Annotated in this window: 15 protein-coding genes; 13 read left to right on the plus strand and 2 right to left on the minus strand. The window is 53.3% G+C overall.

The window, feature by feature from the left end; genetic code table 11:
- Positions 1 to 23: 23 nt before the first annotated feature.
- Complete coding sequence (nifS, locus tag U8T64_RS10340) at positions 24 to 1,217, minus strand: cysteine desulfurase NifS (protein WP_322183333.1); 1,194 nt, start codon at positions 1,215 to 1,217, stop codon at positions 24 to 26.
- A gap of 638 nt (positions 1,218 to 1,855) precedes the next feature.
- Here nifS and U8T64_RS10345 point away from each other — a divergent pair.
- From U8T64_RS10345 to ftsH, 8 genes are all read left to right on the plus strand, one after another.
- Positions 1,856 to 3,994, plus strand: a complete 2,139-nt coding sequence (locus U8T64_RS10345; RefSeq protein WP_322183334.1) for a ribonuclease J — start codon at positions 1,856 to 1,858, stop codon at positions 3,992 to 3,994.
- Positions 3,995 to 4,050: 56 nt separating this feature from the next.
- Positions 4,051 to 6,024 carry a DHH family phosphoesterase gene (locus U8T64_RS10350; protein WP_322183335.1) on the plus strand — a complete coding sequence of 658 codons (1,974 nt, stop codon included), beginning with the start codon at positions 4,051 to 4,053 and terminating at the stop codon, positions 6,022 to 6,024.
- Between the two features lie 15 nt (positions 6,025 to 6,039).
- The gene (locus U8T64_RS10355) at positions 6,040 to 6,816 is read left to right on the plus strand and encodes a nucleoside phosphorylase (RefSeq protein WP_322183336.1); all 777 of its coding nucleotides are present in this window, start codon (positions 6,040 to 6,042) and stop codon (positions 6,814 to 6,816) included.
- A gap of 28 nt (positions 6,817 to 6,844) precedes the next feature.
- On the plus strand, positions 6,845 to 7,294 hold the full coding sequence (gene rplI / locus U8T64_RS10360; protein ID WP_322183337.1) for a 50S ribosomal protein L9: 450 nt from the start codon (positions 6,845 to 6,847) through the stop codon (positions 7,292 to 7,294).
- Between the two features lie 283 nt (positions 7,295 to 7,577).
- Positions 7,578 to 8,951, plus strand: a complete 1,374-nt coding sequence (gene dnaB / locus U8T64_RS10365) for a replicative DNA helicase (protein ID WP_322183338.1) — start codon at positions 7,578 to 7,580, stop codon at positions 8,949 to 8,951.
- The gene (tilS, locus tag U8T64_RS10370; protein ID WP_322183339.1) at positions 8,944 to 10,305 is read left to right on the plus strand and encodes a tRNA lysidine(34) synthetase TilS; all 1,362 of its coding nucleotides are present in this window, start codon (positions 8,944 to 8,946) and stop codon (positions 10,303 to 10,305) included. Before dnaB ends, tilS begins: the two co-directional genes overlap by 8 nt.
- A 72-nt stretch (positions 10,306 to 10,377) precedes the next feature.
- Positions 10,378 to 10,914 (plus strand): hypoxanthine phosphoribosyltransferase, encoded by a 537-nt coding sequence (gene hpt / locus U8T64_RS10375; protein ID WP_322183380.1) that lies wholly within the window; start codon positions 10,378 to 10,380, stop codon positions 10,912 to 10,914.
- A 154-nt stretch (positions 10,915 to 11,068) separates the two neighbouring features.
- Positions 11,069 to 13,024 carry an ATP-dependent zinc metalloprotease FtsH gene (gene ftsH, locus U8T64_RS10380; protein WP_367575418.1) on the plus strand — a complete coding sequence of 652 codons (1,956 nt, stop codon included), beginning with the start codon at positions 11,069 to 11,071 and terminating at the stop codon, positions 13,022 to 13,024.
- Positions 13,025 to 13,620: 596 nt separating this feature from the next.
- On the opposite strand, the gene U8T64_RS10385 is transcribed toward ftsH, so the two are convergent.
- The gene (locus tag U8T64_RS10385) at positions 13,621 to 13,872 is read right to left on the minus strand and encodes a CPBP family intramembrane glutamic endopeptidase (protein WP_322183340.1); all 252 of its coding nucleotides are present in this window, start codon (positions 13,870 to 13,872) and stop codon (positions 13,621 to 13,623) included.
- A 1,124-nt stretch (positions 13,873 to 14,996) separates the two neighbouring features.
- On the opposite strand from U8T64_RS10385, the gene U8T64_RS10390 reads away from it, so the two are divergent.
- The 5 genes from U8T64_RS10390 (at position 14,997) to U8T64_RS10410 (ending at position 21,142) form a co-directional block, all read left to right on the plus strand.
- Positions 14,997 to 16,097: a PfkB family carbohydrate kinase gene (locus U8T64_RS10390; RefSeq protein WP_322183341.1), complete on the plus strand. Its 1,101-nt coding sequence runs from the start codon at positions 14,997 to 14,999 to the stop codon at positions 16,095 to 16,097.
- A complete protein-coding gene (locus tag U8T64_RS10395) occupies positions 16,084 to 17,358 on the plus strand; it encodes a family 4 glycosyl hydrolase (protein ID WP_322183342.1) in 1,275 nt (424 codons plus the stop codon). The genes U8T64_RS10390 and U8T64_RS10395 overlap by 14 nt, the downstream gene beginning before the upstream one ends.
- Before the next feature lie 27 nt (positions 17,359 to 17,385).
- Positions 17,386 to 19,179, plus strand: a complete 1,794-nt coding sequence (locus tag U8T64_RS10400; protein ID WP_322183343.1) for an extracellular solute-binding protein — start codon at positions 17,386 to 17,388, stop codon at positions 19,177 to 19,179.
- A gap of 161 nt (positions 19,180 to 19,340) precedes the next feature.
- Positions 19,341 to 20,246 (plus strand): ABC transporter permease, encoded by a 906-nt coding sequence (locus U8T64_RS10405; protein WP_322183344.1) that lies wholly within the window; start codon positions 19,341 to 19,343, stop codon positions 20,244 to 20,246.
- Positions 20,247 to 20,260: 14 nt separating this feature from the next.
- Complete coding sequence (locus U8T64_RS10410; RefSeq protein ID WP_322183345.1) at positions 20,261 to 21,142, plus strand: carbohydrate ABC transporter permease; 882 nt, start codon at positions 20,261 to 20,263, stop codon at positions 21,140 to 21,142.
- Position 21,143: the final 1 nt, after the last annotated feature.

Consider the following 21,143-nt stretch of genomic DNA (forward strand, 5'->3'; position numbering starts at 1 on the left):
CCTGAAAGCTGTACGCTTTATTATTATAAATCGTAGTTTACTTTTCCCTGCTGAATGGCGTCCCACAGGGGGGACATGGAGCGCAGGCGCTCGATGATAGGGGGCAGGGTCTCCAAAATGTAGTCCACGTCCTCTTCCGTGTTGCAGTCCCCCAGGGAAAGCCGCACGGAGCCGTGAGCCACCTCATGGGGCAGCCCAATGGAAAGCAGCACATGGCTGGGGTCCAGAGAGCCGCTGGTGCAGGCGGAGCCGGAGGAAGCGCAGATCCCTTTGAGATCCAGCATTAAAAGAAGAGACTCTCCCTCCACGCCCTCAAAGCAGAAGCTGACGTTGCCCGGCAGCCGATGCTCCCGGTCGCCGTTCAAGTGGCTGCGGGGAATTTTGGAAAGCCCCTCGATCAGCTTGTCCCGCAGGGGCGTCAGCCGGGCGGCCCGTTCCTCTATGGTGGAGCAGGCGTGCTTCATGGCAACGCCCAGCCCAACGATCCCCGCCACGTTTTCTGTGCCGGCCCGTTTTCCCCGTTCCTGGGCGCCGCCGTCCAGAAGGGTTTGAAGAACCGTGCCGTTTCGCACATACAAAGCGCCCACGCCCTTGGGCGCATGGAGCTTGTGGCCGCTGAGAGAAAGCAGGTCGATATTCTGCTCTTTTACGTTGATTTCCACATTCCCCACAGCCTGTACCGCGTCGGTGTGAAACAGCACGCCGTGCCGCTTGCAGATGGCTCCGATCGCGGCAATGGGCTGAATGGTGCCGATCTCATTGTTGGCGTACATAATGGTGACAAGAGCCGTTCGATCCGTGATGGCGGCCTCTACTTCTTCAGGACGGACAATGCCGTTTCTGTGTACGTCCAGATAGGTGACGGAAAAGCCCTCTTTTTCCAGTGCGGCACAGGTGTGCAGCACCGCGTGATGCTCGAAGGCGGTGGTGATAATGTGATCTTTGCCCTTGCTTCGAAGGGTTCGGGCCGCACCCTTAATGGCCCAGTTGTCGCTTTCACTGCCGCAGCCGGTAAAATAGATCTCTCTTTGGTCGGCCCCCAGGCACTGAGCTGCTGTGGCTCTGGCTTCCTCCAGAGCAGCCTTTGCCTCCTGCCCCAGCCCGTAAAGGCTGGAGGGGTTTCCGTAAGCCTCCCGGTAAAAGGGGAGCATCGCTTCCAGAACCTCGGGCGAAACAGCGGTGGTGGCGGCGTTATCCGCATAAACCGTTTTCCTCATAGGAATGACCACGTTCCTTTCCTTATTTTCAGGCAGCCCGCACAACTCTAAGGTGCGGCGTTGCCATAGTTTTTGTCAGAACAGGTTTAATATACACCTTTTTAGTATACTTTTCAATACCCCAAAGCGGACTTTGAAAAAATTTTTTCACGCTTTCAGGCAAAAAGCGGAATAACAGTCACGATTTCGGCAAAAACTGGAAAAGAAAGAGTCTTGTGAGGCGGGGAGCGAAGGCTTTCCAAAAGAATCCGGCTTGACAGCATTGCCCGGAAAAGGTAAAATATAGGAAAAGCAAAGTCAGACGGGGATAGGATCCGCGTACTTTTGCTTTTCCAGTTTTGGATCATTTTGCGGTGAGACCGCTTTTGATAGAACGGATTCAGAAAAGGCAGCGGGTGAACATTCGCCTGCCGGAAGCGCCGAAGGCTTCCGGGCCGGATCGTCGAAAGCAGAAAACAGGCAGAAAGCGCCGGGGAAATATCCGGCGCTTCTGGTGTTATTCCGTTTTTTGAGGGTCCGGCAGGCCGTTGTGCGCAAAAAAGCAGCGCCACGGTATTTTGGTAAAGCAGGGAAAAGCCGCTGCCATTTTGTGAAGACAAATTTTTAATTTTACTTTGAAAAAACAGGAGGAAATTACAGTGGCAGAGAAAAACAGCCGCCCCCGCCGGACGCCGGCAAGCAACGGAAACACAGGCAGGAAGCAGGATCAGGTTCTCAGCGGCGCCGTGGACGCGCCTCAGATCGGAAAGATCGCCGGGCCGAAGAAACCGGCTGCGGGGCAGCGGCGGAAGCCGGAAAGCGGAGCGAAGCGTTCGCAGTCCGGGGAAGCCGGACAGGAAAAGACCCCTAAAAACAGTTCAGCGGGAAAGAGCACGCCGAAGGCTGGAACAGCCAGGCGTACCCCGCCTAAAAAAGCGGGAGCTCCCAAAGCGGAACCCGCACAGAAAACGGAACAGAAAAAAGCGGCAGGAAGCCGGGGCGGCCAGTCCCGCAGGCGCCAAAACCTCGGAACCGCGCCCATCGCCGCGGCACAGCAGGCACAGGCCGCTCAACAGGCGGCCGCGGCGGAAGCCTCGGCGCGGCCCCAGCAAAAGAAGGGAAGGGGCCGGCAGAAAGTGAAGCCCCCCATTCGGGCCTATTTTCTGGGAGGCCTCAACGAGATCGGCAAGAATTTTACCGTGTATGAATGCCAGGGCGATATGGTCATCGTTGACTGCGGCCTCAGCTTTCCCGATGAGGAAATGCTGGGGGTGGATCTGGTGATCCCGGATTTCACCTTTGTGGAAAAAAACAGAGATAAAATTCGGGGCATCGTGATCACCCACGGCCATGAGGATCATATCGGAGCGATCCCTTATCTTTTGAAAAAGCTGAATGTGCCGGTATACGCCACCGCGCTGACGGTGGGACTGATCGAAGGAAAGCTTCAGGAGCACGGCCTTACCGGGTCTGCCCGGCTTTTCGTGACCCCTCCGGGTTCCAGAATCCGCATGGGGTGCATGGAGATCGAATTGATCCATGTAAACCATTCTATTGCGGACGCCGTGGCGCTGGCCATTCACAGCCCGGCGGGCGTGGTGGTGCACACCGGAGATTTCAAAATAGATTGCACCCCCGCCGAGGGCAGAATGATCGACTTAGCCAGGTTCGCGGAGCTGGGAAAGGAAGGCGTGCTGGCCCTGCTGGCGGATTCCACCAACGCGGAGCGCCCCGGCTATACCCAGACAGAGCAAACGGTCAATAATTCCCTGGACGCCCTGTTCCAGCGGGCGGAAGGCAAGCGCATTATCGTGGCGACCTTCGCTTCCTCCATCAGCCGGGTGCAGATGATCATCAACTGTGCCGTGAAGTATGGGCGCAAGGTGGCCCTTTCCGGCAGAAGCATGGTGAATGTGATGGGCATTGCCAGCGAGCTGGGGTATCTGCATATTCCGGATGGCGTGTTGGTGGATCTGAACCTCATCAACCGCTATGAGCCGGGGCAGCTGGTGCTGATCACTACAGGAAGCCAGGGAGAGCCCATGTCCGCCTTGACCAGAATGGCATTTTCCGACCACCGGCAGGTGGCCATCAATCCCAATGATTTTATCATTCTCTCCGCCCGGCCCATTCCCGGCAACGAAAAGACCGTAGGGGCCGTGGTAGATGAGCTTTTGAAGCAGGGCTGTACCGTGATCTATGAATCCATGTACGAGGTACATGTGTCCGGCCACGCCTGCCAGGAGGAATTGAAGCTCATGCAGGGGCTGACAAAGCCCAAATACTTTATTCCCGTTCACGGTGAGCAAAAGCACCTGCAAAAGCACGCCGGGCTGGCTATGGCCATGGGAATGCCGAGGGAGAATATTTTTATCGGTACCATTGGCAATGTGCTGGAGCTGCATGAGGACCATATGCGGCAGCTGGGAGACGTTCCCGCCGGCAGCGTCATGGTGGACGGCCTGGGCGTTGGCGATGTGGGCAGCGTGGTACTGCGGGACAGAAAGCATCTGGCGGAGGACGGCCTGATCGTGGCGGTCTGCTCTATCGATTCCAACTCCGGCCATGTGGTTTCCGGCCCGGATATCGTATCCCGGGGCTTTGTGTATGTCAGAGAATCAGAACAGCTTATGGACGAAGCGCGAAAGCTGGTGTATAATACTCTGGAAAGCTGTGCAAGAGAGCACGTCCGTGACTGGACGGGGCTGAAGCAGAATGTGAAGGAAGAGCTTTCCCGGTTCCTGTACCGGAAGACCCAGCGCAATCCGATGATCCTGCCGATCATTATGGAAGTGTAAGGGCTTTTACCGCAAAAAGGAACGGCGAGGAAGGCGAAAGGGCGGGGTGAAGTACAGTGCGCAGGAAAAAGGTTTGGGTGATCTCTCCTCTTTTTTATCTGATGGCGGCGGGCATGATTGTTATGGCGGTCATCACCTATCGCTTTAATAAGATCGCCGCCGCGGTGGAGTTGACGGCGGCGGTGCTCGCGCTGCTTTCTGTATTCACCTCCGACATTTTGTACCGCAGAAATGTGTCTCTGGCTGTAAAAAGCGCGAAGCGGGTGCTGACCGCCGAGGAACGGCATGCCCTTGATGAATTTGCCCTGCCTGTGGCGGTGGCGGCCCCGGCGGGAGATATTGTATGGGCCAACGAGGCATTCTCCGCCAGCCTGTGCGGCGGCGGAGAATATCTGGGAGAAAATATCCTTCGGTTCCTTTACCCCAAAACCTTTCGGCAGGTCATGGGGGAGAAGGGCGCGGCGGTTTCCTACCGGGGGCGGGAATATACGGTATACAGCGCCCGGGCAAAGGCAGGTTACATTTTTTATTTTGTGGACGATACCTACTTTAAGGCCATTCACAAGGAATACCGGGAAAAGAAAACGGTAGTGTGTGTGGCGGTATTTGATAATCAGGAAGAATTGATCCGAAACAGCTCCGGCGGCGATGATTCCCGGATCACGGCCGATGTGGAGGCCGTGCTGCGCCGTTGGGCGGTGGAGGATATGGGCGGCTTTATCCGCCGGCTGAACAACGGCCGGTATCTGGTGGTCACAGACGACGCCCATGTGGAGGCCGCCAAGCAGCGGCGATTCCGCATGCTGGACGATGTACGGGAGGTAAAAAGCGCCAGTGGCATGAGCGCCACGGTGTCCATCGGCGTGGGCCGGGGCGCGGATACCGCCGCGGAAAGCGAGCGCTGGGCCCGGCAGGCCCTGGATATGGCTCTGGGCCGAGGCGGCGACCAGGTGGCGGTAAAGCAGCAGGGCGATACTTACGAGTTTTTCGGCGGCCTTTCCAAGGGTGTGGAAAAGCGGGATAAAGTGCGTACCAGGGTCATTGCCGCCACGCTCTCCGACCATGTAAAGGGCAGCGACCATGTGTTTCTCATGGGCCACAGAAATTCCGACCTGGACAGTATCGGCGCCGCGGTGGGAATGTGGGCGGCTATTCGCAAGGGGCTGGAAAAGCCCGCCAGCATCGTCCTGAACAGGGGACAAACGCTGGCAGGAGCGCTGGTGGACCGTGTAGAGGAAGCCTATGGGCAGGAAGAGGCCCTGTTTATTTCTCCCGCTGAGGCAATGCAGAGCGCCACGGAGCGCTCCCTGTTGATTGTAGTGGATACCCACTCGGTGAATTTTGTAGAGAACTCCGATCTGCTGGAGCATATTCCCCGGATCGTGGTGATCGACCATCACAGAATGATGATCTCTCACATCAAAAACGCTCTGATCTTCTATCATGAGCCCTATGCCAGCTCCGCCTCCGAAATGGTAACAGAGCTGGTGCAGTACATCAGAGGCTCCGCCATTGACAGCATCGATGCCGAGGCGCTGATGGCCGGCATTGCGCTGGATACGAAAAATTTTGTGCTGAAAACAGGTGTGCGAACCTTTGAGGCTTCCGCCTTCCTGCGCAGGCGCGGAGCTGATACCGTAACGGTAAAGAAGCTGTTTTCCAATACGCTAGACAGCTATAAGCAAAAGGCCCAGCTGGTGTCCGGGGCGGAGCTTTATAAGGGCTGCGCCATTGCCACCTCCAACTGGGATTTTGAGGATCTGCGGGTAGCGGCGGCCCAGGCTGCCGACGAGCTTTTGTCCATTCAGGGGGTGCGGGCTTCTTTCGTGCTGTACCGCACCGGGACCGATGTGAATATCTCTGCCCGAAGCCTGGGAGATATCAATGTGCAGGTGATCTTGGAGGAATTCGGCGGCGGCGGCCATTTTACCCAGGCCGGAGCCCAGATCAAGAACATCAGCATGAGCGACGCCCGCCGGGCGCTGGTTCGCACGCTGGACGTGAAGCTTCAGGAAACTGCGGCAAATTAGAGAGGTGCTCGCAAAATGATATACGATGAGTTTGATTCGGAGCGCCGGGCAATTATCAATCCGGAGGAATGCTGCCGCCCGGTAGAGGGGTTTCCAGAGCTCTGTATCGGCGTTTTTTCCAAGCCGATTATGGACTGGGTGCTGAAACGCTTTGGAGGTCTGGAAATCAGCCGCTTTAGTTGCTGTACCGGCACATTTCCAATTTATGAGGTAGAGGCCTATGGCGCCAAGGCGGCGGTATACATGCCCATGATAGGCGGCCCGGCCGCTGCTTCCGTCCTGGAGGAAAGTATCCCCAAGGGCGGAAAGTATTTTGTGTTTTTTGGCGCTGCGGGAGTGCTGGTAAAAAATGTTTCTCACGGAAAATTGCTGCTGCCTACCGCCGCAATCCGGGACGAGGGCCTGTCTTACCACTATCTGCCTGCGTCAGATGAGGTGGAGCTGTCTCCGGCGGATGTGAACGCCTGCCGGGCCGCTATGACGGAGCTGGGAGTTCCCTATACGGAAGGAAAAACCTGGACTACCGATGCCTTCTACCGCGAGACCCGCGCAAAAGCCTCCAGGCGGAAGGAGCAGGGCTGCATTTCGGTAGAAATGGAATGCGCCAGCCTGGCGGCAGTCGCCCGATTCCGGGGAGTGCACTTCGCGGAGTTTTTCTACGCCACTGATACCGTGGACGATGCGGGCTGGAATGGCGGTATTTTACATGAAAAGGGCGCCGGCTTGGAAGAAATATGTTTCCGCACAGCGGTAGAGACCGGAAAACGGATGAAACTGCTAGAAAGTACATAAAAATTCTGTCAGGAAAGGATGAGCAAAGATGAAGGTAGTATTGCTGCAGGACGTAAAGTCCATTGGAAAAAAAGGAGAGCTTGTCAATGTCTCCGACGGGTACGCAAGGAATTTCCTGCTGCCCAGGAAGCTTGCGAAGGAAGCCAACGCCCAGGCCATGAACGAGCTGAAAAACGCCGAGGCGGCCAAGGAGTATAAGATCAAAACTGAAACAGAGCAGGCGCAGAAAAACGCCGACGCTCTTTCCGGAAAGACCCTGAAGATCTATGGGAAAGCCGGACAGGGCGGAAAGCTGTTTGGCTCTGTTACCGCAAAGGAGATTGCCGAGGAGATCGGAAAGCAGTTTGGGGTAGAGGTGGAAAAGCGGAAGATCGTGCTGGAAAATGATATCAAGGCTTTTGGTACTTACAATTTCGACGTGAAATTCTACAGCGGCATTACCGCCACCCTGAGTGTGGCGGTCTGCGAGAAGCAGTAATTAGTCGTTAGTTGTTAGTCGTTAGAGAAGGGCAAAGCAATTAGGAATTAGCAACGAGAAATGAGCAATTATTAAGGCAAAATCAGTGACTAATCGTAACTTACTTGTAGGGACAGCCCTCCGGGCTGTCCGCAAGTTACGTGCAAAGCCCACAGACAGCCCGGAGGGCTGTCCCTACAGTGTGTTGTCCTTTTTTATCAAAGCGCTGCGCAGCGCCGCCACCGTCCACCGTCCAGCATCTAGCATCTGGAATCTAGTATATCTATAACAAGGGGGGAATCCTATGCCCTACGAAACAAACAGCCAGGCGGAGCCGGGGCTCAGCATGCCCTTTAGCCTGGAGGCGGAGCAGTCTGTGCTGGGCGCTGTGCTGCTGGAGCCCTCCTGCCTTGCCACGGTGGCGGAGATCCTGCCGAAGGCAGAGTATTTCTACGCGGTGAACAATCAGATGATCTACGGGGTCATGCTGGAAATGTTCACCCTGGGCCTGCCGGTGGATTTTGTCACCGTGCTGGAAAAACTGAAGGAAAATGAGGAATTTGACGAGGCCACCGGGAAGGTATATTTAACTCAGCTGGCCCAGCTGGTCCCTTCCCTTTCCAATGTGGCGGTCTATGCCAATATCGTTCGGGACAAGTACGATGTGCGCACGCTGATGCAGGCGGCCCGGCATATTCTGGACGATGCCAGCGAGGGCACGGAGGAATCCTCCCTGCTGCTGGATATGGCGGAGCAGCGGATCTTCGATATCCGTCAGGGAAAGAACATGCGGGGGCTTCAGCCGGTGCGGGAGATCCTGCTGGAGACCTTTGACCGCCTGGATCTGCTCAATTCCCCGGACAGAGATAAGTATAAGGGGATCCCTACCGGCATTGGAGAGCTGGATGCGCTGATCACGGGCCTGAACCGGTCAGATCTGATCGTTTTGGCCGCCCGTCCCGGTGTGGGAAAGACCAGCTTCGGCCTGAATATTGCCCGGCACGCTTCTGTTACCGGAAAGCGGCGGGTGGCCTTTTTCTCCCTGGAAATGGGCCGGGAGCAGCTGGTTTCCCGTCTGTTGTCCGCGGAAGCCGTGGTAGAGGGCAATAGGCTCCGCTCCGGAGACCTGACCGAAGGAGATTGGGTCAAGCTGGTGGAAGCGGGAGATATTCTCTCCAAGGCGGAAATGTATTTTGACGATAACCCCAGTATCACCGTGCCGGAAATGAAGGCAAAGCTGCGCAGGCTGGGCGGTGTGGATCTGGTGCTGGTGGACTATTTGCAGCTGATGAATAGCGCCCGGCGTATCGATAACCGAGTGCAGGAAATTACTGAAATTACCCGAAGTCTGAAAATCATGGCAAAGGAATTGGACGTGCCGGTGATCGCCATGTCTCAGCTGCGCCGTCCTACTGATCGGGCAAAGGATCACAGGCCCGGCCTTTCCGAGCTGAGAGATTCCGGCTCTATCGAGCAGGATGCCGATATCGTGATCTTTCTCCATAGAGAAGCCTACAATGCCACCAGTGAAGGCGGGGAGATCACAGAAAATATGGACACGAACGCCGCGGAGATCATCGTGGCAAAAAACCGCCATGGCAGTACGGATACCATTCCGGTCCACTGGCAGGGTGAATATATGCGCTTTACCTCACGGGAGGTCATTCGCCATGAGTGAGGTCTTCTTTTCCGCCGGGGATCTTTCCGGACTTCCGGAAACGGGCCTTGTAGTCGTGGGCTTTTCCGGTGGAGCGGATTCCACCGCCCTGGCCCATTGGCTTACAACAAAAATTTCGCCGGAGCGTATCATTCTGGCCCATGTGAACCACCTGCTTCGGGGGAAAGAAGCAGAACAGGACGAAGCCGCCGCCGGGGCCTTTGCCCAGAGGCTGGGGCTTCGTTTTGCGCTTTTGCGGGAAGATGTAAAAGCCCTTGCCGAAAAGAAGGGAATGGGCCTGGAGGAATGCGGCAGAGAGGTGCGGTACAGCTTTTTTTACTCTCTCGCAAAGGGGGAAAGCGACAGAATTCTTACCGCACACCATGCCGAGGATAATGCGGAAACCATGCTCTTAAACCTGTGCAGGGGCACAGGGCTCGACGGCCTGTGCGGGATCCCCCAAAGCAGGGGAAAGGTGCTGCGCCCGCTGCTGCGGGCAAGCAGAAATGAAATCGAGGCCTATTGCGCCTTTTATCAGCTTTCCTATGTAACGGACAGCAGTAATTTTTCCGAAGAATACACAAGGAATAAGCTTCGCCTGGAGGTGCTGCCCGTGTTGAGGGAACTGAATCCCCGGATGTCCCAGGCCTTTTCTCAGGCAGCGGAGCTTCTGAAAATAGATCGGGAATTTCTGGAGCGGGAAAGTGGAAAGCTTTTGGAAGCTGTGAAAGGAGAATACGGGCTGAACGCGGAAGCTTTGCTGGAAGCGGAGGAAGCCCTTTCGATGCGGGCGGTAAAGCTGTGGTTAGAAGGCCTGGGCTGCGGCAGATTGGAAAAAAAGCATCTGGACGCGGTAAAGACATGCCTGAAGCAGGGCGGCGCGGCTTCTCTGCCCGGCGGTGTCACGGTGCGCAGGGCCCAGGGGACCCTTTCCGCTTTTCGAAAGGAGAAAGCGGAGCCTTTTTTTCTTCCGGTAAGCTTGGGGGAAACCCCGCTTCCAGGGAGAAAACTTCTGGTTTTGGAGATAAAGGAACTGCCTTTTGCGGAAAATAGGCAAAAAATTCATAATTTGTTATTCAAAAACGCTCTGGATTATGATATAATTACAGCCAATTTAATAGCCAGAAGCCGCCGGGAGGGGGATAGATTTTCCCCCCCGGGCAGAAAGCTTTCCAAAAATCTGAAGCAGGTGTTTCAGGAATGCGGCATGCCGCCGGAAAAGAGAAAAGCCGCGGTACTGCTGGAATGTGACGGAAGGCTCGTCTTCTGTGAAGGGGTCGGCGTTTCTCAGGAAGCGAGGGTTACGGAAAAAACCCGCCGGGCGCTTTTTGTGACGATCCGGGAGAAAGAGCCAAAACCGGCCTGCGGCTGTTAAACCGAAGCAATGAGGGCTTTGAGGATATTTGCGAAGAGGGAAAGGGTCGAGACTATGGTAGAACGCAGCGCAATGATGGAGGACATTCAGGAAGTGCTGTTTACCGAGCGGCAGATCGCCGTTATGGTAGAGCGTGTGGGAAAAGAGATCTCCCGGGACTACAAGGATAAAAATCTGCTGCTTGTCAGCGTGCTGAAGGGCTCTGTGGTATTTATGGCGGATCTGATGCGCTCCATCAACATTCCCGCTAAGATCGATTTTATGGCCACCTCCAGCTATGGCTCCGGCACAAAGACCAGCGGTGTGGTAAAGATCATCAAGGATCTGGATATCCCTCTTTCCGGCTATGACATCGTTTTGGTAGAGGATATTCTGGACAGCGGCAAGACTTTGAGCTACCTGATCGAACTTTTGCGAGATAGAAACCCGAAAAGCATACAGATCTGTACGCTGTTTGACAAGCCCGAGCGCCGGGAGGTGGAGATCAAGGCCGCTTACGTGGGCTCTGTGATCCCGGACGCCTTTATTGTGGGCTATGGCCTGGATTATGCCGAAAAATACCGCAACCTGCCTTTTGTGGGTATCCTGGAGCCTTCGGTGTACGAATAACCGGCGGAAAAAGGGAGAAGGTTATTGTTTGAAAGCGGGCGGCCTTTCTTTGGCTTTGCCACGCAGGGTCCCTTAATAACTGGGGAAACAAGACGGCGCTGGTTTTTGCTGGTGCTGTCTGGTGATAAGCAATAGAGTTTAGGAGGACAAATTTTTGAACAGCAATCGAAAAACGCTGCGCACGCTTCTCTTGTATCTGGGGATCCCGGTGGTGGTGCTGTTTATCATCATCTTTTTGCTCCAGGGCCGGGGGCCTGAGCAGGCGGCGTATAAGTATTCCGACATTATTGACTATTTCGAGACCGGGCAGGTCACGGAATACAAGCTGAATCTGGGAACGGGAGACCTGCGGCTGAAGTTGAATAACGATGCTGGCACACAAATCGATTTCGAGCTTCCCAGCGTGGATCTGTTCTATCAGAACGTGTCCCAATCCATTCGGGAGTATAACGAAGAGCACCCCGACGCCAAAATGGTGCAGGATATTATCCGCCCGGTGGAAACCAGCTGGTTTTTAAGCCTGCTTCCCACCCTGATCCTGTTTGCGGGGCTGATCATCTTCTGGGTGTTTATGATGCGCCGCCTGGGCAACAGCATGGGCGGCGGCGACAAGCAGATGAACTTCGGCAAGGCGAAGATCAAGCAGATGAGCGATGAAAAGCGCAAAACCACCTTTGCCGATGTGGCCGGGGCCGATGAGGAAAAGGAAGAGCTGCGGGAGATCGTGGAGTTCCTCCGCAATCCGGCAAAGTACAATTCCCTGGGCGCCCGTATTCCCAAGGGCGTGCTGCTGGTGGGCCCTCCCGGCACCGGTAAAACTCTGCTGGCCAGGGCTGTGGCGGGAGAAGCGGGTGTGCCGTTCTTCTCTATTTCCGGTTCCGATTTTGTGGAAATGTTTGTAGGCGTAGGCGCTTCTCGCGTTCGCGACCTGTTTGAGAAAGCGAAAAAGAACCACCCTTGCATTATCTTTATCGATGAGATCGACGCCGTAGGCCGCCAGAGAGGCGCGGGCCTGGGCGGCGGGCACGATGAGAGAGAGCAGACCCTGAACCAGCTGTTGGTGGAAATGGACGGCTTCGGCGCCAACGAGGGCGTGATCATGATCGCCGCCACCAACCGCCCCGATATTCTGGATCCCGCCCTGATGCGTCCCGGCCGTTTTGACCGCCAGGTGACGGTGGGCTATCCCGATGTCAGGGGCCGTGAGGATATTCTGCGGGTACACGCCAAGGGGAAGCCCCTGGCCCCCGATGTGGTGCTTTCCACCATTGCCAAGTCCACCGCGGGCTTTACCGGGGCGGACCTTGAAAATCTTCTGAACGAGGCCGCTCTGCTGGCCGCCCGGAAAAACCACAAGGCTATCACCATGCCGGAAATCGAGGAAGCCACCATTAAGGTGGTGGTAGGCACCGAGAAGAAGAGCAGGGTGATGAATGAAAAGGAAAAGAAGCTGACCGCCTATCACGAGGCGGGCCATGCCATCGCCACTTATTATTGCGGCACCCAGGACCCGGTGCACCAGATCTCCATCATTCCCAGAGGCATGGCAGGGGGCTATACCATGCACCTGCCTTCTGAGGATCGCACCTACCGCAGCCGGAACGAAATGCGGGAAGAGCTCATCGTTCTGTTGGGTGGCCGGGTAGCGGAAGCACTGGTGCTGGACGATATCTCCACCGGAGCTTCTAACGATATCGAGCGGGCTACAAAAATTGCACGTGCCATGGTCACAAAATACGGCATGAGCGAAAAGCTGGGGCCGATCACCTATGGCTCAGACGATTCCAACCCCTTCCTGGGCAAAGAAATGGGCCATATCAGCAACTATTCCGAGCAGACCGCCTCCGAGATCGATGAAGAGATCCAGAAGCTGATCTCCACTGCCTACCAGCAGACTGAGCAGATCTTAAAGGAGCACATCGATGAGCTGCACCGCCTGGCCGGCGTACTGTACGAAAAGGAAAAGCTGGACGGCACAGAGTTCCAGGAGGTTATGAACGGCACGCTTTTGCCCGGCGGCCAAAAGGAAGAAAAACTCCCCGCGGAAGCCGGTTCCGAAGAAAATACGGATACGACACAGGCGCCTGCCGAAACCCAGAAGGAAGAGTAAAAGCTGTAAGTTCAAAAAAGCATTCGTTTCAAAGAGCCCGCTGTAAAGCGGGCTCTTTTTTGTGTCGGTATGAGAAAGAAGCAAGCTCTTCAATTTTGTTCGGAATCATAACAAAGCGCAGGGCGTTTATTAGATGCTGGATGGCGATAACTGCTATGCAGAAAGCACCTTATGTGATTCGGGTGCTTTCAGGCAACGAGAGAACGTCAACAGATATAATAGGTAATGCGAAATGAGAAATTAGCAATGAAATACAAAGCAATATATAGTTTAGCAAACTAGTCATTAGTTGCAAAATGTTAGTTGCTAAGGGAAAAAAGTCACCCGGTTGTCATCCTGAGCCGCCGAAGGCAGCGAAGGATCTCGTCCTTGTGCCCTTGTCTTTTCCGGCAACTAACTACCTACGACTGATCGCTGATTATAGAAGCTGTCATTTACCACTTTTTTCACGCCTGACAGGGTGATGGAGATCGCAGCTAAAACGCACAGTATAACAGCGGCCGCTATGGTTGAGGATAGTTTCATAACAGGAAATCGCGCGTGCTTCAAAAGATAAGTCACAAAAGCATTGGGCAGGTTTACGAAGTAATCAACGATCAGGCTGTTGCCGGAAAGCTTATAGGCGGCGGCAAAGCGACACCCACTGCGAATAGCAGGAGAATGCTTCCGAAATCGCGAAACCCGGGATATCCTAAGTGGTAAAGAGAAAACATCAAGCCGGAAAGAAAAATTGTGGGCAGCATACCGAATTCTTTTTCAAACTTGCTCTGAAAAAAGCCGCGGAATAGGAACTCTTCAAAAAAGTGGTCATGATAAGCGGCAAAATTCCCATGGGAAGAAAACTCCATGGAACAGCTTTCCCGGAAATGACAACGGGGATCAGCTGTCCTCCCACTGAAAAGACAACAAATGTTGCCAGAACGGCGATTTGCTCTTTGTTCAGCTTCTGTATTCTCAAAAAAGCAGCCGTGCTTTTCTCTTTCCGTAATAGGAAAAGGAGTAGGAAAAAGCTAAACGCTATGCCAGATCGTACGGTTTACAAGCCTTTCGGAAAAAGGGAGAGCCGCATTTCTCGATACACTGAAAGCCTCTATCCCGCAATTCAGCTATGATACGAATATCTTTTCCATTGCTGCGTTTTTTCTGGACACCTTCCCTCCTGAGGAGCAGAGATGGCTTTTACGGCAGCGTCTTGAAATTCTGCAAAAATACCGCATAGGGGTCGAAAACCAGGTTACGCCCTTATGGGAAAATGAAGTTCCCGCCATTCACGCCGTCAACGTAAAAAGAATGATCGACCTGGTAAGCGCCGAGATCTTAGGAACTAACCGCTTGCTTGAAAATTGCTCTCAAAAGCAGCGATAAGACTTTGTTAAACCACTGGATTGTTTACAAGTCCATTGGTTTTTTATACCTGTAAAAAAGTTATCTGAAATGCAGGGGCCAAATGGATTTAAGAAAGGGGAAAGCGACCTTTTGGGTCTTCCGTTTTTTTGCGTCAAAAAGCGGGAGGTTGTTTAGAGCGGTGCCATCTGTTTTGTGGCTGGGTATGGTTGCTTTTGCGGGAAAGTGGTTTTGAGAAATTGCAGAATGTCTGAGAACATGTTTCTTGATCAGCAATGTTGTGACTGCCTTTTCATGGATCGCAGACCGAAAAAAAGGGGCATAAAATTGATTTATTTAATATGATTAATGATATAAACATTGAAGTCTAAAAAGTAAAACGCATAGCAAGCGTTGTGCGTTTTGCACAAAACTAAAACAAATTATTGTTGGATACCTAGAAGTTGCGGTAATTTATCAAAAGGTGTTGACTTCTTGCACCAGGAAAGTTATTATATATACAAAATTAAGCTAAAAAATAAAATTGACTGCCGGGTATACATTGCTGTCCTTCATTTAAGTATGGTGATTAAAGAATTTGAAAATACCGGCTTTGCCAGGAAGGGGGAGGGATATTCTGGAAAGAATAGTGAAGAAAATTCGCTCGTCTAAAAAACTTCCAAACGTGGTCGTGGGCTTTGACGGATATGTAGACAGCATTCTTCGGGTTTGCCGGCAGACGGGCGGTACGGAAGCTGAATTCTTTGATACCATGGAAGAGTTTGGAGACCATATTAAGGAAAGATCCTGGAAAAGCTGTTCCATGGAGCTGAAGCTGCAAACGGAAAAGCTGGGAGGGAACGCGCCCATTTTCTCGCAAACCATTGCCTGCCTGGGGGCGCGCGTGGACTGCATCGGCGCTTTTGGAACACCCCGGCCGCTCCCGGTGTTTCGTGGGCTGGAAAAGCTTTGTGTATTGCACAGCCTATGTGATCCGGGTCTTTGCGAGGCGTTGGAGTTTCGGGACGGCAAGGTGATGCTGGCGCGAAATGACCGGCTAAAGGTGGATTATCGGTGCCTGACCAAGCTGCTTTCTGTTCCCCGCCTTTTGGAGATGATGGAAAAAGCCCAGCTGCTGGCGTTTTTTAACTGGAGCGAGCTGCCAGGCGCAACCTCGATCTGGCAGGGGTGTTTGCAGGATGTTTTTCCAAAGCTTACTGCCCGGAAACGTCTGATGCTGGATCTTTCAGACTGCTCTCAGAGGACGGAACAGGAAGTGGGAGAGGCTGGTGAGTTGATTCGGGAATTCTCAAAATACTTGAATACGGTTTTGAGCCTGAATCAGAATGAAGCCGAGACCCTGGCGAAAAGCCTGGGGATCGTTTCAAAAGAAAAAGCCGCCCTGGCTGCGGCGCTGCGAGATCGACTTGCCTGTGAAATGGTGGTGATCCACCTGCTGGATAGAGCCTATTGCGCAACGGAAGCGGAAGTTTCCTGCCATGTGGGCCGTCAAATTCAGGATCCTTTGCTTTCCACCGGCGGCGGAGATAATTTTAACGCTGGCTTTGCCTTTGCTTTGCTTCAGGGCATGTTACCTGAAGAAGCGCTGGCGGTGGCCAACGGCGTCTCCGGGTTTTATGTGTCTCAGGGCAGAAGCCCTGACCGGGAGGAGCTGGCGGCCTGGCTGGAGGAGAATTTCACGGGAAAAAATGAACAACAGAAAGGAAAGATTTGTTATGAGAGCGCCTAAGATCGTATTTATCGGAGCGGGCAGTATGTCCTTTGGCACGCCTACCTTCCGGGATATCTTTACCACACCTCAGATGAAGGGAGCCACCCTGTGCCTGGTGGATATCGACGAGGAAAACCTGGACAGGATGTACGGCTTGGCAGCTAAGCTCAACGAGCACAGCGGCTATGGCCTGAAGATCGAAAAGACCACCGAGCGCCGTGAGGTACTGCCGGGAGCGGATTTTGTTATCAATTCTCTGGCCATTGAGCGCTGCGAGCTGTGGAAGCAGGATTTCAATGTTCCCAAGAAGTACGGCGTGCGCCACTGCCTGGGAGAAAACGGCGGCCCGGGCGCCCTCTTCTTCACCATGAGGACCTTCCCGGTGATCATGGATATCGTTCACGATATGGAAGAGCTTTGCCCCAACGCCTGGTTCCTGAACTTCTCGAACCCGGAGACCAGGATCATTCTGGGCGTGAACATGTACTCCAAGATCAAGTGTATCGGCCTGTGCCACGGCATCTTCATGGCCCAGCACGATATGGCACAGATCCTGGGCAGAGACCCTGAAACGATTGAAGTGTTCGGCGCCGGTATGAACCATTTCCAGTGGATCATGTCTGTGCGGGATAAGGAGACAGGGGAGGATCTGTACCCCGAGTTCCGGGAAAAGGAAAAGAGCTTTGATCCTGCGTTTATGCCCTATTCCAGAAAGATGTTCCACTTCTTCGGCCTGTATCCCACCTGCTCTGACGACCACCTGGGCGAATACCAGGCTTATGGCTATGAGGCGGGCGAGCATGGCTACGACTTTGACTGGGACGCTCAAGACAGAGTGGAGATGAAAAAAACCATCGCCGCATTAGTCAACGGCGAACAGGATATCGACGAATGGCTGGTCCCCTCCGGCGAGCAGGCCATCAATGTAGTCACCAGTATTTTCTTTAACGACCGCAGAAACATTCCTTCCGCCATTGTGTATAACGATGGCGCCTTAAGCCAGCTTCCCGGAGATGTGGCGGTAGAACTGCCCATCACGGTGGACGGAGACGGCGTGCACAAGCGGGTAGTTCGCGATATGCCCGACGGTGTGATCGGCTTAATGAACCAGCAGGTCTCCCCCCAGCGGCTTTCCATTCGGGCGGCGGCCCAGGGCTCTAAGGAGCTGGCCCTCCAGGCGCTGCTGTGTGACCCCACCATCAACAGCACGGACGCCGCGGTGAAAATTGTGGATGAACTGTTTGAAATCAACAAGCAGTACATTAGGAAATGCATCTAAACCTCTATTTGAGAAAGGAAGAAAAACATGAAAAAGATAGTGGCACTTCTTCTCGCCGTTATGATGATCCTTGGGCTGACAGCCTGCGGCGGAAACGGAACATCGAGCACTGACGCCAATCCGAGCAGCAAGGGCGGCGAATCTTCGTCCGCATCTTCCCAAACGGGAGCCGGAGACGACGAGCCCTACAGCGGCCCCATGACCCTGGAGGAGGTTCCCTCTCCTACAAAAGACCCTTTCGGAAAGTATGATCCTCCCATTAGTGTGACCACGATCCATACTTCCAATGACGGCGGCTTCTGGTTCCCCGAGGGGGATTCCTGGGAAGACAATGTTTACACACGTACCTGGTCCGAGCGGTTGGGCATCAACTATGAATTCAAGTGGACCTGCCCCGGTTCTCAGGCTGCTGAGAAGATGAACACCATGCTGGTATCCGGCGACCTTCCCGATTTTCTGTCTGTAGACAGAACTACCTTTGAAAAAATGTATGCGGGCGGCCTTCTGGAAGACATTACCGTACCGCTTCTCGAGTATGCCAGCGAGTACACCAGAAAGTATTTGACCGGTGATTATTCCTATCTGTTGGACGCGGCAACCAAGGACGGCAAGTACTATGGTATTACCAACGGCTTCAGTTATCAGGACGGCGCCGATATGTTCTGGATCCGCAAAGACTGGTTGGATAAGCTGAACCTGAAAGCTCCCGAAACGCTGGAAGACCTGGAGGCTATCATGGAGGCCTTCAAGACGCAAGACCCCGATGGAAACGGCGTGGACGATACTTATGCCATTGCCATGAACGCCAGTTCACAAAACGCCTGGCAGTGGACACTGGGCAACGCCTTCTTCAATATGTTCAATGCCTATCCCAATGCATGGTATGAGAACAGCAAGGGCGAGATCGAATCCGGCCTGTTCGGGGAAGAGGCCCGGGAAAGAACCCGCGCTGCTTTGGAAAAGGCTGCCGAGTATTATCAGAAGGGATATATTGCCCAGGATTTTGCCACGATGGACTTTGACATGCAGAACCAGGACATCTTCAACGGTAAGTGCGGCATCTTTGTTGGTGATGTATGGGCTTCTTACTGGCCGTTGAATCTTCATTTGGACGTTGACCCCGAAGCGGACTGGATCGCTGTTCCTGTTGTGAGCGGGCCTTACGGCGAAGGAAAGGTTGCTCGCGATGTTGCGCAGACACAGAACATTTTGGTTGCCACCAAAGGCTGTGAGCACCCGGAGGCTCTGGTCAAGATGACGAACCTTTACCATGATCTGAACAACAATCCTGAGACCATGGAGTTCAATACCTTTAATACCGATCCCACTGACAACAACCAGCCCTTCCTGATGTATCCGCTGCCGATCTTCAACCCCTCCTTTAACTACGAAGGTCATGTGGCGATCAAGGAAGCACAGAAGACTGGAAACACAGATGACCTGTGCGAGGCCTACAAGCAGTTCTATGACCAGGCTATGGCCTGGGAGAACGAGGGCGATAAGGCTGGCTTCCCCGCATATCGCGCGTATTTAACGGAAGGCACCTCCTTTGAGGTGATTGAGAACTATCTGGATAACAAGTTGATTGTATTCAACGAGTTCACCTCTGAGGAAACCCCCTTCATGATTGAAAACGGGCCTACCGTAAAGAAAATGTACGATGAAATGGCGGTTCAGATCATTACTGGAAAAGCTGATATTACCGCTTTCGACAGCTTCCTGAAGAGCTGGGACGAAATCTACGGAAACACTGCCACTGAGGAAGTGAACGAGTGGTTCCAGAATAAGGGCGGCGTAAGCGTTCAGAGCCAAATGAACTAAGGAACAAAAAAGCTTGCAGAGCCGGAGCGCTGTCTTTGCTCTGGCTCTGTAAAGCTTTTTAGGAAAAAAGGAAAACGCACGAGAAATTTTCCCGTTTAAAAGATGGAAGCTGTGACATGTGACAGGCGGGAAGATGAAGCAGATAAGGGAGGAGCACGGTTATGAAGAAATCCAGATCGGCATACCTCAAGCGTCAGATCCCCCTGTTCATGATGATGGCGCTGCCCGCGATTCTGGTATTGATCTATGCCTATGGGCCTATGGCGGGCCTTGTGATGGTATTTCAGAAATTCCAGCCGGCCAAAGGCTTTTTCGGGTCGGAATGGGTTGGGTTTGCTAATTTTGATCGCATTTTTCAGTTGCCCGATATTGGGACGATCGTATGGAATACCCTGTTTATCGCTACTATGAAGATCGGTTTAGGCATGATAGCCGCAATTTTAGTAGCCATTTTGCTAAACGAACTGCAAAGCAAGGTGTTCAAAAGAAGCGTACAAACGATCATTTACGCTCCTTACTTCCTTTCCTGGGTGATTCTGGGCGGAATTTTCCGGGAACTGCTTTCCAGAGACGGCTTGGTCAATCAGGTCATGGGAACTTTCGGCGTGTCCAGCGTTAATTTTCTGGGGGAAGCGGCAATTTTTCCCTGGGTACTGATCCTGACGGATCTGTGGCAGATGACCGGTTTTAACGCCATTGTCTATCTGGCGGCCATCACAAATATCGATCCTACCCTGTATGAGGCCGCCGCCATCGACGGCGCGGGAAGATTTAAGCAGGTGATGAAGATCACGGTTCCCGGTATCATGACCTATATCGTCCTTATGCTCATCTTGAATTTGGGTTATATTTTAAATGCCGGACAGGATCAGATCCTCATGCTTTATTCGCCAAGCGTGTACAGTACAGGAGACGTTATCGATACCTGGGTGTATCGGGCGGGCCTGAAGGACGCCCAATATTCCTTGGCGGCAGCTGTTGGATTCTTGCGATCTATTGTAAGCCTGGTGCTGGTGTCCACATCTTATCTGATCGCGAAAAAGAAATTTGACTACAACGTGTTTTGAAAGGAGGAAAAGCAATGGTCTCCAATACGGCCGGAAGAAAAGTGTTTCGGGTAATCAACGCCATCTTTTTCATTGTGTATGGCCTTATCTGTCTTGTTCCCATTATTCATATCATTTCCATGTCCTTCAGCTCCAGCGTTGCGGTCAATTCCGGTAGAGTTACTCTGGCCCCGGTGGAATTCACACTGAAGTCTTATGAATATGTGCTGAAGAAATCGGAGTTCTGGACAGCGTTCCGTATTTCTCTGGTGCGTGTGGTGCTGGGAGTATCCGTCAATATGCTGATGGTGATTTTTGCCGCCTTTCCCCTGGCAAAGACACGTCAGGAATTTTGCGCGAAGAACTTTTTCGTATGGTTCTTTATGATCACCATGCTGTTTTCCGGCGGCATGATCCCTACCTTTATGGTGGTGAAGTACACAGGCCTGCTCAATACCATTTGGGCGTTGGTGCTTCCGGGGGCTGTGCCGGTATTTAACGTGGTGTTGATGATGAATTTCTTCAAGGCGGTTCCCAAGGAGTTGGAGGAAAGCGCCTTTATGGACGGTGCGGGCTATTTTCGCATCCTGTTCCAGATCTATTTGCCCGTATCCCTGCCCGCCATAGCGACCTTGGTGGTTTTCTCTCTGGTCACCCATTGGAATTCCTGGTTTGACGGCATGATCTACATGAGCGACGCCAAAAACTACCCCATGCAGACTTATTTGCAGTCCATTATGGTTTCGCCGAACTCAAAAATGATGACTAAGGCGATGGCAAATCTGCTGCGATTCATTTCAGACCGTACACTGAAAGCGGCTCAGATCGTCATTGCCACAGTTCCGATCCTGCTGGTGTACCCCTTCCTGCAAAAATATTTTGTGGCGGGCATGACCCTGGGAAGCGTAAAGGGATAAG

It is taken from the genome of Neglectibacter caecimuris (genome assembly GCF_034335015.1).
Classification (GTDB): domain Bacteria; phylum Bacillota; class Clostridia; order Oscillospirales; family Acutalibacteraceae; genus Acutalibacter; species Acutalibacter caecimuris_A.